14 protein-coding genes are annotated in these 12155 nt (G+C 67.8%); 5 read left to right on the forward strand and 9 right to left on the reverse strand.

Annotated elements, in window-relative coordinates:
• Positions 1-10: 10 nt before the first annotated feature.
• The 8 genes from HDA45_RS11550 to HDA45_RS11585 are packed head-to-tail and all read right to left on the reverse strand — an operon-like array spanning position 11 to position 6391.
• The gene (locus HDA45_RS11550) at positions 11-1111 is read right to left on the reverse strand and encodes a hypothetical protein (protein WP_184894541.1); all 1101 of its coding nucleotides are present in this window, start codon (positions 1109-1111) and stop codon (positions 11-13) included.
• A gap of 9 nt (positions 1112-1120) precedes the next feature.
• Positions 1121-2110 (reverse strand): hypothetical protein, encoded by a 990-nt coding sequence (locus HDA45_RS11555; protein ID WP_184894543.1) that lies wholly within the window; start codon positions 2108-2110, stop codon positions 1121-1123.
• Between the two features lie 12 nt (positions 2111-2122).
• Positions 2123-2992: a phage distal tail protein gene (locus tag HDA45_RS11560; protein ID WP_184894545.1), complete on the reverse strand. Its 870-nt coding sequence runs from the start codon at positions 2990-2992 to the stop codon at positions 2123-2125.
• Complete coding sequence (locus HDA45_RS11565) at positions 2974-4626, reverse strand: phage tail protein (RefSeq protein ID WP_184894547.1); 1653 nt, start codon at positions 4624-4626, stop codon at positions 2974-2976. Before HDA45_RS11565 ends, HDA45_RS11560 begins: the two co-directional genes overlap by 19 nt.
• Positions 4623-4958, reverse strand: a complete 336-nt coding sequence (locus tag HDA45_RS11570; RefSeq protein ID WP_184894549.1) for a hypothetical protein — start codon at positions 4956-4958, stop codon at positions 4623-4625. Before HDA45_RS11570 ends, HDA45_RS11565 begins: the two co-directional genes overlap by 4 nt.
• A 47-nt stretch (positions 4959-5005) precedes the next feature.
• Positions 5006-5314 carry a hypothetical protein gene (locus HDA45_RS11575; protein WP_184894551.1) on the reverse strand — a complete coding sequence of 103 codons (309 nt, stop codon included), beginning with the start codon at positions 5312-5314 and terminating at the stop codon, positions 5006-5008.
• Positions 5315-5338: 24 nt separating this feature from the next.
• Entirely contained in the window at positions 5339-5935 is a 597-nt protein-coding gene (locus tag HDA45_RS11580; protein ID WP_184894553.1) for a phage tail tube protein, read from the reverse strand.
• Positions 5936-5965: 30 nt separating this feature from the next.
• Positions 5966-6391, reverse strand: a complete 426-nt coding sequence (locus HDA45_RS11585) for a hypothetical protein (RefSeq protein WP_184894555.1) — start codon at positions 6389-6391, stop codon at positions 5966-5968.
• Positions 6392-6685: 294 nt separating this feature from the next.
• Here HDA45_RS11585 and HDA45_RS11590 point away from each other — a divergent pair, with 294 nt between their 5' ends.
• Genes HDA45_RS11590 through HDA45_RS11610 form a run of 5 tightly spaced genes read left to right on the forward strand, consistent with a single transcriptional unit; the run spans position 6686 to position 11563 of the window.
• The gene (locus tag HDA45_RS11590) at positions 6686-7672 is read left to right on the forward strand and encodes a LacI family DNA-binding transcriptional regulator (RefSeq protein ID WP_184905510.1); all 987 of its coding nucleotides are present in this window, start codon (positions 6686-6688) and stop codon (positions 7670-7672) included.
• Positions 7669-8724, forward strand: coding sequence for a class I mannose-6-phosphate isomerase (locus HDA45_RS11595; protein WP_184894557.1), 1056 nt, complete (start codon positions 7669-7671; stop codon positions 8722-8724). Before HDA45_RS11590 ends, HDA45_RS11595 begins: the two co-directional genes overlap by 4 nt.
• Positions 8721-9485 (forward strand): ATP-binding cassette domain-containing protein, encoded by a 765-nt coding sequence (locus HDA45_RS11600; RefSeq protein ID WP_101610056.1) that lies wholly within the window; start codon positions 8721-8723, stop codon positions 9483-9485. The genes HDA45_RS11595 and HDA45_RS11600 overlap by 4 nt, the downstream gene beginning before the upstream one ends.
• A complete protein-coding gene (locus tag HDA45_RS11605) occupies positions 9482-10543 on the forward strand; it encodes an ABC transporter permease subunit (protein WP_184894559.1) in 1062 nt (353 codons plus the stop codon). Before HDA45_RS11600 ends, HDA45_RS11605 begins: the two co-directional genes overlap by 4 nt.
• A gap of 30 nt (positions 10544-10573) precedes the next feature.
• Entirely contained in the window at positions 10574-11563 is a 990-nt protein-coding gene (locus HDA45_RS11610) for an ABC transporter substrate-binding protein (RefSeq protein WP_184894561.1), read from the forward strand.
• Between the two features lie 83 nt (positions 11564-11646).
• On the opposite strand, the gene HDA45_RS11615 is transcribed toward HDA45_RS11610, so the two are convergent.
• Entirely contained in the window at positions 11647-12123 is a 477-nt protein-coding gene (locus HDA45_RS11615; protein ID WP_221471085.1) for a hypothetical protein, read from the reverse strand.
• Positions 12124-12155 lie beyond the last annotated feature (32 nt).

Genomic DNA, 12155 nt, shown 5'->3' on the forward strand with positions numbered 1-12155 from the left:
TGGAACGCGCTCATCCGGTCCCCAGTATCGGTGCCACGGTCAGCACGACCTCCTCCTGCCCGGCGTCGTCGCCGGGAGTGACCGAGAAGCCGAGGATCCGCACGGTGACGTCGAGCAGGTCCCCGGCGAAGAACGGGTCGTCGATGAGCACCCGCGCGTCGTCGCCGACCGAGTACGAGCCGACGATCGGGTCCAGATCGGCACGCACGGTCAGCTCCGGCAGCACCACCGGCCGACGCCGGACGGCGAGTTCCCCGGCGACGTGCGCCGCGAGCAGGGCCGGGTCGGCGGTGTCCAGTTGCGGCGCCGCCGCCTCCAGCAACGGCCACCCGGCCGCGTGCGCGCTCGGATCGGCGCGGATCACCGGCGCCCCCGTCTGCCCGCTGGACGTGCCCAACATGCGCGTCGCCATGCTCGCCGCGTCACTCGGCCAGCCGAAGTCGATCAGGTTCGCGCCGTACTCCCAGACGTTGGCGTCCGCGGCGAGGCCAAGACGAGGATGACCGAGGCGCAGCGAACGGCGCGGAGTCCCGTTCTCGTCGTACTGGACGTCGAAAGCGAAGTCGAAACCGCCCTCGGCCCCGGAGAGGTCCCTCAACACTTCGCCGACGGCCTTGCATTCCGCAGGCGCGTAAGAGATCGAGCGCGTCACTCCGGAAGTCGCCGGTCCGGTGATCACCACGCCGAGATCGCCGTCCGCATGCGCTTGGGCCAGCGCGATCACGCGGGCGGCGACCTCGAGCTGATCCCCGCTGCAGGTGAACGGCGCGGCCAGATCCGCGGGGTCGAGCATGAACCGGTGATCGAAGTACGACAGGAAGTCCGAGGCGCCCAGCTCCAGGACACCGTTCGCCGCACTGTAGCGGCTGGTCCAGAGCACACCGCCCCACAACAGATCGCCGTTCCGTTCCACGTACAGCGCGGTCCGGCCCGGCTCGGTCAAGAGCCGCGGCTCGCGCATCCGGATCTCCGGGTCGTCCACCCGCAGCCTGCCGCGAAAGCCGCCGCTGTCATTGAGCTTCTTGTCGAAGGAAACACCGGACAGCGGAAGTTCGTCGAGGATCGCCCCGGTCCGGACGTCGGCGATCAGGTAGACGTAGCTCGCACCCACGCCCGGCGCCTAGAAAGCCGGGAACGACAGGCCGTCGAGCGACACCCAGGTCGGGTAACCGCCCGCCGGTCTGGGGATCCAGAACTGACCGTTGGGCAAGATGTTGGCACGGTGCGGAGCGCCATCGATGAGGATCGGGACGATCATCTCTTTGGTCGGCCAGGAGGACAGCTCCAACGCCAGGCTTGCCGTGGTGCCGATGGGGGTGGGGGTCACATCTTTGGCACCCGAGCCCTTGATCAGGCCGCGCAACTGGACGAAGCCTTGGTCGTCCACCAGCATCTCAGGGCCGTGGTACCGCTGGCTGTTGTAGACCTGCCATCCGTTTGCCGGGCTCAGGGGTTTCCACCGGTCCCGGTCCCTCGGCTGGGCGAATCGCTTCCAAGCGCCTCCCTGGAACACCTGCAGCTCACCGGAGTCCAGGCGATAAGCGAACTGTCCCGGATACGCCTGTGCGGAACTGGGCGCTTCCAGTGCCCGCGTCAGCGGCAGGATCCCGCCCGTCGCGGCGGTGAATCTCCGCCGATCGGTGAATTCCGGCTGTTCACCGACCTTGCGGACCCGGATCTCGGCGAGTTCCATGATGGCCGAGGCGGTGTTGTTCGTCGGCGGTCTGCTCGGCGGGTCCTTGCTCTCCCCCGCGTAAAGGTTCACCACGAACTCGTTGCCGATGATCTCCGCCACCACCAGGTCGATCCTCTGCAAGGTGGGATGCGCGGCCCCGAGGGGCAGTTCCTTGACCGCGTCCAGACTCACCGAATAGGGGCCATCAGCGGGATTGTTCTTGTTGCTCAACAAAGCCTGGAACGGAGTGATCTTGAGCTTGCCCGCGTCCAGGACCACCTTTCCCGGGTCGCCCGCCGTCCACCGGATTCCCTGCCTCACGCGCAACGGATCGAGCGAATCGCCTCCGGTCTCCGCTTGGAAGGACGTTCCGGTGACGAGCCGGGCATCGCGGGCGTCGACCCCGTTCACCCAACCCGGCTTCCGCTCTGCCATCTCAGACTCCCCTCAGACCCAGGCGTCGCGCCAGCTCACCGAGAGCCAGGCCGGCGTGCTGTCGTCGAACGCGTCGAAAGTGATGTTCGTGGTGCCCGGCGGGAGCCCGAACCAGCGAGACCCCGGTAGCAATCCCGCCCGGCGCGACATCTGCCCCAGGGTGACCGTCCGCGCGGCGGTGTCGATCTTCAGTTCGTCTCCCGCCGAAAGGCTCAGGGAGAAGGCCAGCTGCCGTCCATCTGCCGAGTCGTTGCGGATCACCGGTCGCACGCACGGACCGTGGATCGTCCACTGTGGCCACGCTGGCGTTGTCCCGCGGTTCAGAAGGGACAACCGTCCGCCACCCGGTTCACCGAACTCCAACGGGAACGAGAGCGGGAACTCGATCCCGGCGCCCGGCCGGGGAAGCCCGCAGGTGAGCTGTTGCTCCTCGCCGTACCGCAGCGGATCCGGCGCGGTGAGCTGGATCGACCAGTCGAAACTGACCGGAGTCGTGTCGGCGATCTTGACGCCGGCCGCGAGCCGGACCGACGCCCGTCGGGTCATCGTCCGTTCGGCGACCACGAGCGACCCCAAGGTCGCTCCGTCCGCCAGCACGGCGACGATGCGGTTCTTCGCGTCTTCACGGGTGTCCGGATCCGGCGCGATCGCGGTCCCCTCCAAGGTGATCACTCTCGCGGTCCGGAACGAGGGAGCGTCGAAACTGCCGTCCCGTTGCGGTCGATCGGAGAGGTCCAGCCGGATGCCCGGTCCGCCGGACCAGCCGTCCTCTTTGGTCACCCACCACTCGACACCCGCACCGTCGACGGTGTTGCCCGCCCAACCGTCCACTGTGTACGTCGGCAAGGCGAGCACGCTCTCGATCACCGCTTCGCCGCCCATGCCACCTCCCTCGCGGCCACGCGGCCGATTTCGTACTCCGACTGACCCGCGCGGGGATGGACGTTCACGGTGACCGCCGCCCTCGCCGCTTCCACCCTGGCGCGGACGCGGCCGAGCGGGCCGGTCACGCGCGCGGCGGTCGCGGCGGAGAGGTTCGCCATCGCGGGCCGGACGGTCACGGACTTGGGAAGCGGCACCAGCTTCGTCATCGCGGCGGCCACCAGGTCGCCCGTCTTGTCGATGCCGACGGCGAGCCCCTCACCGATGTTGCGCCCGAATCCGGCCATCACTTGTGACGGCGAGAAGATCTTGAGCGCGTCCTTGAGCGGGCCCGAGATCTTGTCCACCACGGAGTTCTTGATCGTCGAAACGAGGTTCCCGGCCATGTCACGGATCCCGTTGATGAGCCCTTCGATCAACGACCTGCCGGAGTCGTAGAGCGTCCGGCCCAGATCGCCGAGTGCGCCGACCACCTTGCCGGGCAGAGACTTGACGAAGCCGATCACGCCGGAGATCGCCGTGCTCACCGCGGATTTGGCCTGGTCGAACGCCTTCCGGACGATGCCAACCACCTGACCGACGCCCTTGATCGTCGCGACGACGGTCTTGATCCCACCGGTGACGATGGCCTTCACCACGGTGAAGACCGTGGTGATCACCTTTTGGACGACGGTGAAGTAGGTGGTCACGTAGGTCCGGATCACCGTCACCGCCGCCTGGATGACCTTGGCGACATACGGCCAGACCACGGCGATGACGCGGCGGATCACGTTCACGGCGTCGACCACGACCTTCTTCACCGCGGTGAAGGCCGAATCGACGATGGTCCGGAAGGCCGTGCTGCGTTTGTAGGCGAGGATGAGTCCCGCGACGAGCAGCGCGATCACGGCGATGACGATCCCGATCGGCCCGCTCGCGAGTCTGGTGGCCACGGCGAACGCGCGCTGGGCGGCGGTACCCAGCCTGGTCGCGAGGGTGTGGGCGCGCTGCGCGATGGTCGCCGCCATCGTCCGTGCGGTCGAAAGGGCGGCTTGCACGGCCGCCTTGGTATGGCCGGCGGCGAGGAGGACGAGGTTCCGCGCCCCCGTCGCGGCCGCGACCGCCATGTTCCTGGCGTTGACCACGAACCGGCCGACGGCGGCACTCGCGTTCATCGCGGCTTGACGGGCCGCGACCAGCCCCTGGGTCAGTTGCGCCTTCAAGGCCGCGCCCAGGTCCCGGATCGCGCCGGGTGCTCCCTTCACCATGTTCTGGAGGTCCCGCCCGAAGGCGGACAGCTCTTTGGCGCTTTCCCTCAGTCCCGTACGGAAGTCCCGGAGCGCACCGGGCAACCGGTTCATCGCCGCGGCCGCGTCCTGCACTTGCGTGACGGTGCCCTGAATCGCCGTCGCCGCCGTGTTGATCGCGTCGGCGTAACCCACGACGTCGGTGACGGCGGCGGTGACCGCCGGATGACTTTCCTTGAACTTCGCCGTCATCTCGGTGAGCTCTTTGTTGACGTGCTCGGCGAAATCCTGCGTGATCTTGTTCGCGGCCTCCGAAACGGCGTTGGTGACCGACTCGCGGATCCCGGTGACCAGGGCGTCGACCTGGGCCTTGGCCGCTTCGGTGATGGCGGACGTCGGCGCGGTCACCGGCCGCCTCCCGGTGACGGCGCGCCGAAGAAGGCGGCGAGTTGCTCAGGCGTGGTCGCCACGACCTCTTCCTCCTCTTCGACTCCGGGTCTCGGCACCGGTCGCGGCCGTTCGGGCCGGTCGGCGTTCTCGTCGGAATTCGCCGTCACGAACAGCCAGTTGCCCACGGCGAGCTCGTCGACGGCGCCGGCGAGCAGATGCTCGGTGATACCCCAGTCGGCGACGTCGCCGTGCAGCGCGCGCACCAACGCGGACTCCCTCGGCAGATGGCGGATCAGCACCCGCAGCCGCCGCGGGGAGAGCCGTCCGCGGTAGTAGTCGAGTAGATCCACCCGGTAAAACCGCAGCAGATCGGCTTCGACGGCCTCGCCGTGCTCTGTCAGGAGCTCGTCGAGGCCGAAGATTCCCCCAGCGACATGCCGGTGTCACGGCCGTACGCCTCCAGCAGGGCCTGGACGTCCTGCACCGAAACGGCGTGCTCGTCGAGCCGCTTGAACTGTTCGTCGCCGAGCAGGACCTGCAGCAGACCGTCCAAATCGGACGGATCCAGCGCGGCGAGCCTGCCGACGGAGTCGCGCGGCAGCTCGGTCGGCAGCGAGAAGCTCTCGCCGTCGAGTTCGAATTCCCAGCGCTCGCCCAGCGCCTCGAGCCGTTGAGCGCGTGCGGCGTTGACGTTGTACTTCGCCATTTCCGGTGTTCCCCCTGGCTTTCTCTACGCGGACTGTTCTTCGGGCTCGGTCTCGGCGACGGCGGTCGGCGCGACGGTGTTCATCGACCACTGCGCCAGCGGTTCGAACTTGTTGTCCTTGATCGGGGTCAGCGCGGTGAAGGTGATCCCGAGTTTGATCGCCGATGTCCTGGTCACGGCGGTCTCGTCGGTTTCGGTGACCACTCCGCGCGGGATGTAGAAGCGGTGCTTCACGGTCGGGCCGTCGCTGAACTCGATCCCGAGCGCGCGTTCGTCCACTCGTGGCGCCGCGTCGATGTTGTAGACGTTCGGGGTGGCGGGCACCGGGGAACTGAAGAAGAAGGTCATCGTGTCGCTGTTGATCTGCAGCAGCGAGAACTTCACCGAGAAGTCGCGATCACTGAACACGTACCGGATCGCCGCCACCGACTGCCAGGTGTCGACCGGATCGAGTTTGTCCTTCTTGACGAACTTGACCCCGTCCGAGCTGGTGTAACCGAGGTTCACCCACGGCGCCGCCCAGTCCTTGGTGAAATCGGCCGGAGCCGCGGTGTGCGCGGGTGCCACGAAAAGGGATCCGGTACCCGCCACCCGGATCTCGCTGGCGTTCAGTCCTGGCATGACAGCCCTCCCACTGCTTTTTCCGGCCGCTCAGGCCGGTCTTGGTCTGATCACGAGCAGGAACCGGTACTTCATGAGGTACCGGCCGGCGTCGGTGAACCTGCGGTCGAGCGAGAAGCACGGCCCCTGGATCTCGGTCGTGTCGGGCAGGACGACGTCATCCGCCAGCGCGACACTCGTGATCAGCGGCAACACCCCGCGCACGACGCAAGCGAGCGCGTGCGCGGCGGGTTTGTCCGGTCCGTAGGAATCGATCCGTACTTCGGCGTGGTCGAGCAGGTCGTCGTCGGCGAAGTGGCCACCGAGCCGGGTGAGCACGACGGCGCGCTGGGTCCCGTCGAACCCCGGTGGCGGCAGCGAACCGACAGGCACCCCCACCAGCTCGGGACGTCCTCGGAGATAGCCGGAAACGACGTTCTCGACGTTCGGGAACATCAACGGCCGCGTATCGGGCACGGCCGAAACCGTCCTCCCCATCCCCCAGCCACCTCCCCCGTGGACCCGCTGGAATGTGACCAAGGTAACTCAGAGATCCCGACTTTTAAGGGGCCGATCGGGGGAAGGTGCCGACACCGTCCGGCCCACGGACGGTCACGAGGACGTCGTAACGGTTCGACCTCGGAAAGCGTCTCCCGGACGAACCGGGCATTGACATCGTCGCGTCGCTCGCGTTCAATTCCCGCCACTATGACAACGTTGTCTTCCAGCGGACCGGACAACGGCCACCGCACCACCAGCCGACGGGCCACGATGAGCGACGTGGCCCGCCTCGCGGGCGTGAGCATCAAGACCGTCTCGCGGGTCGTGAACGACGAGCCCGCCGTCCATCCGGACACCGCGGAGCGCGTGATGGCGGCGATCGAGCAGCTCGGGTTCCGGCGGAACCTGGGCGCGCGCAACCTGCGGCGCGGCTCGACGACCGGGACGATCGGCCTGATCGTCGAGGATGTCGGGAACCCCTTCTATTCGGAGCTCAACCGGGCCGTGGAACGCATCGCGACCTCGTTCGGCCGTCAGGTGCTGACCGGTTCGTCCGAGGAGAACTCCGACCGCGAACGCGAACTGGTCCTCGAGTTCTGCTCACGCCGCGTCGACGGCATCCTCGTCGTCCCCGCCGGGATGCAGCACGGCTACCTGGTCCCCGAGATGCGCGCGGGTACGCCCGTGGTGTTCCTCGACCGGCCCGCCGGCGACATCGTGGCCGACACGGTGCTGGTCGACAACATCGGCGGCACCATCGAAGCGGTCGCCCACCTGGTGAAACACGGCCACCGCCGGATCGCGTTCCTCGCCGACAGCCCGGACATCTTCACCGCGGGCGAGCGCCTGCGCGGCTTCCGGGAAGGCTGCGTCCGCAACGGGATCCCTTTCGACGAGAGCCTCGTCGTGATGCGGACGCCGACGGCCGAGGGCGTCGGCGACGCCGTGCGACGGCTGCTCACCGGGCCGAACCCGGCCACCGCCGTGATCGCGGGCAACAACCGGGTCGCCGTGCATCTGCTGCGCGCGCTGGCGCACGCCGAACGGCGTCCCGCGATGATCGGTTTCGACGACTTCGAACTGGCGGATCTGCTGGATCCGCCGGTCTCCGTGATCTCACACGACGTGAGCGCATTGGGCCGGGCGGCCGCGGAACTGCTGTTCGCCCGGGTCCAGGGAGATCAATCCGCACCGAGAAAGGTAGTTCTGCCCGTGCATCTCGTAGCCCGCGGTTCCGGGGAGGTCGCCCCTTCATGAGCGGTCACCTCGAACCGATCCGCCTGCCGGCGAACCAGCCGCCGCAGTTCTACCGCGGCGGCGACGCCATCGCCGCGTTGCGGGGCGCCACTTCCGAGTCCAAGTTCGGACCCGAAGACTGGGTCGGCTCGGCCACCACGATGTTCGGCCAGGAGACCAACGGCCTGACCAAGCTGCCCAACGGAGTCTGGCTGCGCGACGCCGTCCGTGAGAACCCTTCCGCCTGGCTCGGCGCCAAGCACGTCGAGGCACTCGGCGATTCGACCGGCCTGCTGGTGAAGCTGCTCGACGCGGGCCAGCGCCTGCCGGTGCACTTCCACCCGTCGGATTCGTTCGCGCGGCGGCATTTCGATTCGCACTTCGGCAAGACCGAGGCGTGGATCGTGGTCGGCACCTACGGCGAAGACCCGCGCGTGTACCCCGGTTTCCAGGAGACTGTCGACAAAGCGACGGTCAACGAATGGGCCCGTTCCCAGGACGCGCCCGCCATGCTCGAGGCGCTGAACAGTGTCGCGGTCACGCCCGGCGACACGGTCTACATCCCGGCAGGCCTGCCGCACGCGATCGGCGAAGGCGTGTTCGTCGTCGAACTCCAGCAGCCGACCGACTTCTCGCTGACCCTCGAATGGCGCGACTTCCTGGCGAACCCGGAGAAGGCGCACCTCGGGATCGGCTTCGAGACGGCCATCGAAACGCTGGACACCTCGGGCTGGGACGAAGAACGGCTCGGCTCGATCGTCAAGCGCACCGCGGGCGACGAAGCGTCCACTGTGGATCTTCTCGCCGACGGCAGTGACGCGTTCTTCCGTGCCGATCAGCTCCGTCCCGCTGTTTCGGGCAGGCCGACAACGTTGTCACTCGACCCGTCCTTCGCGGTGCTGGTCGTCATGGACGGTTCGGGAACGCTCCGCACCGAACACGGCGGCGAGTACGCCTTGGTCAAGGGCGAGACCTATGTGATCCCGCACGACGCCGGTCAGTCGACCGTGGAGGGCGACGTCACGGTCATCCGCTGCAGGCCGCCGGCACCGGAGAAGAGGGAGCGGTCGTGAGCGAACTCCTGCTCGACGCACAGGACCTGGTCAAACGGTACGGCTCGGTGGAAGCGCTGCGCGGCGCGTCGTTCCAGGCGCGGGCGGGCGAGGTCACCGCGCTGATCGGCGACAACGGCGCCGGGAAGTCCACTTTGGTCAAATGCCTGTCCGGCGCGGAGCAGCCGACTTCGGGCAAGATCCTGCTCGACGGCGAGGAAACACATCTGGACTCTCCGACCACCGCCCGTCGGATGGGGATCGAGACGGTGTACCAGGACCTCGCGGTGGCGCCGGAACTCGACCCGGCCGCGAACCTGTTCCTCGGCAGGGAGATCCACCGCAAGGGGATCCTCGGCAAGCTGGGCATGCTCGACAAGGCCGAGATGCGCCGCCAGGCCGTCGAGGAGTTCCAGCGGCTCGGCGTGACCCTGCAGAGCACCGACGTGCCGATCGGCTCGCTTTCGGGCGGGCAGCGGCAAAGCGTCGCCGTCGCGCGGTCGGTCGTCTGGGCTTCGAAGGTCGTGTTCATGGACGAGCCGACGGCCGCGCTCGGCGTCGTGCAGCGCGAACGCGTGCTCGACGTGATCAAGAAGGTGCGGGACAAGGGCATCGCCGTCGTGCTGATCAGCCACAACATGCCCGAGGTGCTGTCGGTTTCCGACCGCATCGAGGTGCTGCGGCTCGGCAAGCGCGTCGCCAGGTTCACCGGCGCCGACACGAAACTGGAAGACCTGGTCGCCGCGATGACGGGCGCCCTAGTACAGGAGGAGGCGGCGTGACCGTGTCCACTCAGGCGAAGAAGGACCCCGAAATCCAGACCTCCGTGGACGGGGGCTTCGGCAAGCGGTCACTCGGTCAGCGGCTGATCGGGGCCAACACGTTCTGGATCGCGCTGGTGCTGCTGGCGCTCATCATCGTGTTCACCGCGATCGCGCCCGCCGAATTCGCGACGCTGTTCACCTTCCAGACCCTGCTCATCGAGACCTCGGTGCTGCTGGTGCTCTCGGTCGGCATGACGTTCGTGATCATCACCTCGGGCATCGACCTCTCGGTCGGTTCCGTGCTGATCTTCGCGGGCATGGTGGCCGGTAAGACGATGGAGGCGATGAGCCCGGACGGCGACGCGACCAAGGCCGGCTGGGACGTCATCCTCGTCGGGCTCCTCGCGGCGGTGGTCGCGGGCACGGTTTGGGGGCTCATCAACGGTTTCCTGATCGCGGTGGCGAACATCCCGCCGCTGATCGTCACGCTCGGCACGATGGGTGCCGCGCTCGGCGCCGCGTACCTGCTGAACAACGGGTCCGACGTGCGCAGCGTGCCGACCGAGCTCAACAAGACGCTCGGCTACGGGACGTCGTTCGGCGGCGTGCCGAACCTGGTCCTGGTGGCCGTGGTGATCACGCTGATCGGCGCCTGGCTGTTGCACACCACCAAATTCGGCCGCTACACCTTCGCCGTCGGCTCCAACGCCGAGGGCGCGCGCCGGGCGGGCATCGGGGTGACCGCGCATCTGCTGAAGGTGTACACGCTCACCGGTTTCCTCGCCGGTGTCGCCGGGTTCCTGTCGCTGGCGTACTACGCGTCGACGACCATTTCGGCGCACACCACCGACAACCTCAACGCCATCGCCGCCACGGTGATGGGCGGCACGAGTCTCTTCGGCGGTGTCGGTTCGGTGCTGGGCACGGTGATCGGCGTGTTCATCCCGGCCGTGCTGAAGAAGGGCTTCAACATCACGCAGGTCCAGGACTTCTGGCAGATGATCGCGGTCGGCGCGGTGCTGATCGCCGCGGTCTGGTTCGACCAGCGGCGCCGTCGTCGCCGCAACTCTCGCTGAATTCCCTACGCACAAAGAGGTGCTCTCCCCATGAAGAAGACCTTGCTCGTCACCGGTGCCGTCCTGTCCGCCGCCGCGTTGCTGACCGCCTGCGGCGGCGGCACGGTCGGCGGATCGTCCTCCGGTGACTCCGCCGCCAAGACCAACAACAAGAAGCTGTCGCTGATCCCGGGCGTACAGGCCGAGCCGTTCTACATCTCGATGCAGTGCGGTGCCGAAGCCGAGGCCAAGAAGTCCGGCTACGAGCTCACCACGCAGGCGCCGCAGAAGTTCGACGCGGTCATGCAGACCCAGCTCGTCAACGCGCTCGGCTCCAAACCGCCCGCCGCGCTGCTCATCGCGCCGACCGACGCGCAGGCGATGCTCGCGCCGATCCAGCAGGTCAAGACCAGCGGCGCCAAGATCATCGAGGTCGACACCGCGCTGAAGGACACCAGCGTGGCGGAGTCGTCGATCTCCTCGGACAACGCCGAGGGCGGCAAGCTGGCCGCCAAGACGATGTCGGAGCTGGCCGCGGGCAAGACCGGTTCGGTGCTGGTGCTCGACACCATCGCGGGCACCTCGACCACGAACACCCGCGCGAAGGGTTTCGAAGACGAGCTGAAGAACTACCCGAACCTGAAGTCGGCAGGCGTGCAGTTCACCCAGAACGAGCCGGACCAGGCCGCGTCCAAGGTGACCGCCGCGCTGGCGTCCACCCCGGACCTGATCGGCATCTTCGCGACGAACCTCAACACCGGTGAGGGCGCGGCGACCGGCCTGCGGAACGCGGGCAAGATCGGCGCGGTCAACCTGATCGGCTTCGACGCTTCGCCGTCGGAGATCGAGGGGCTGAAGAAGGGCGAGTACCAGGGCCTCATCGCGCAGGACCCGGCCGCCATCGGGCAGCAGGGTGTCCAGCAGGCCATCGCCGCGCTGGAGGGCAAGCCGGTCACCCGCAACCTGACCGCCTCCCTGCACTCCATCACCAAGGCGAACATGGACGCGAACGCGCAGTACTTCTACAAGCAGAGCTGCTGACGGGACTGATCCGAAGGGAGTCGATGGCTCCAATGTGGCATTGGGGGCGTTGAGCGTCCCCAATGCCACATTGGGAGCGGGCCTCATTCAGCGAACTCGACCACTCCAGCGGGCGCGAAGAGCGTGAGAGCCCCGTACAGCCGCGCCCCACCGCCCAGATGCCCCAGCGCGTACCCGTACTCGCCGTCCTCCAGCAAGACCTCGGGCCCGGCGCCGGACCACGACAGCCGGTAGTGCCACCAGTGCATCCACCGCCCCACCCGCCGCTTCTCGCGCCACACCCGCAGCCGCGTCACCTCGGTCCACCGGACCTCGAAAACGCCCGGCACCGAGAGCCCCGAAGCGGAAATCACCAGAGAGGCGGCCGAGCGGCGCAGGCCGAGCAGGATCAGCCCCGCGAAAGCCACGCTGAGCAGCCCGAACACCACCCCGTACGAAGACCTGGCCAGCGACACGACGACGGCCACCACGCCGCCTCCACCGAAGACGACGAAACCGACCAGCGCGAGCCGGCGCGTCACGACGTCCAGGCGCAGCACCACCGCATCACCGGAGACCATGTCCGGAGCGTAACCGCCGAAACCACGCACCG

The sequence above is a fragment of the Amycolatopsis umgeniensis genome, assembly GCF_014205155.1.
Lineage (GTDB): Bacteria > Actinomycetota > Actinomycetes > Mycobacteriales > Pseudonocardiaceae > Amycolatopsis > Amycolatopsis umgeniensis.

Excerpts from the sequence above, each read along its gene's own strand:
- HDA45_RS11580 (WP_184894553.1), bottom strand. The coding sequence starts at position 5,935 with ATGCCAGGACTGAACGCCAGCGAGATCCGGGTGGCGGGTACCGGATCC.
- HDA45_RS11555 (WP_184894543.1), bottom strand. The coding sequence starts at position 2,110 with ATGGCAGAGCGGAAGCCGGGTTGGGTGAACGGGGTCGACGCCCGCGAT.
- HDA45_RS11560 (WP_184894545.1), bottom strand. The coding sequence starts at position 2,992 with ATGGGCGGCGAAGCGGTGATCGAGAGCGTGCTCGCCTTGCCGACGTAC.
- HDA45_RS11575 (WP_184894551.1), bottom strand. The coding sequence starts at position 5,314 with ATGGCGAAGTACAACGTCAACGCCGCACGCGCTCAACGGCTCGAGGCG.
- HDA45_RS11590 (WP_184905510.1), top strand. The coding sequence starts at position 6,686 with ATGAGCGACGTGGCCCGCCTCGCGGGCGTGAGCATCAAGACCGTCTCG.
- HDA45_RS11615 (WP_221471085.1), bottom strand. The coding sequence starts at position 12,123 with ATGGTCTCCGGTGATGCGGTGGTGCTGCGCCTGGACGTCGTGACGCGC.
- HDA45_RS11595 (WP_184894557.1), top strand. The coding sequence starts at position 7,669 with ATGAGCGGTCACCTCGAACCGATCCGCCTGCCGGCGAACCAGCCGCCG.
- HDA45_RS11610 (WP_184894561.1), top strand. The coding sequence starts at position 10,574 with ATGAAGAAGACCTTGCTCGTCACCGGTGCCGTCCTGTCCGCCGCCGCG.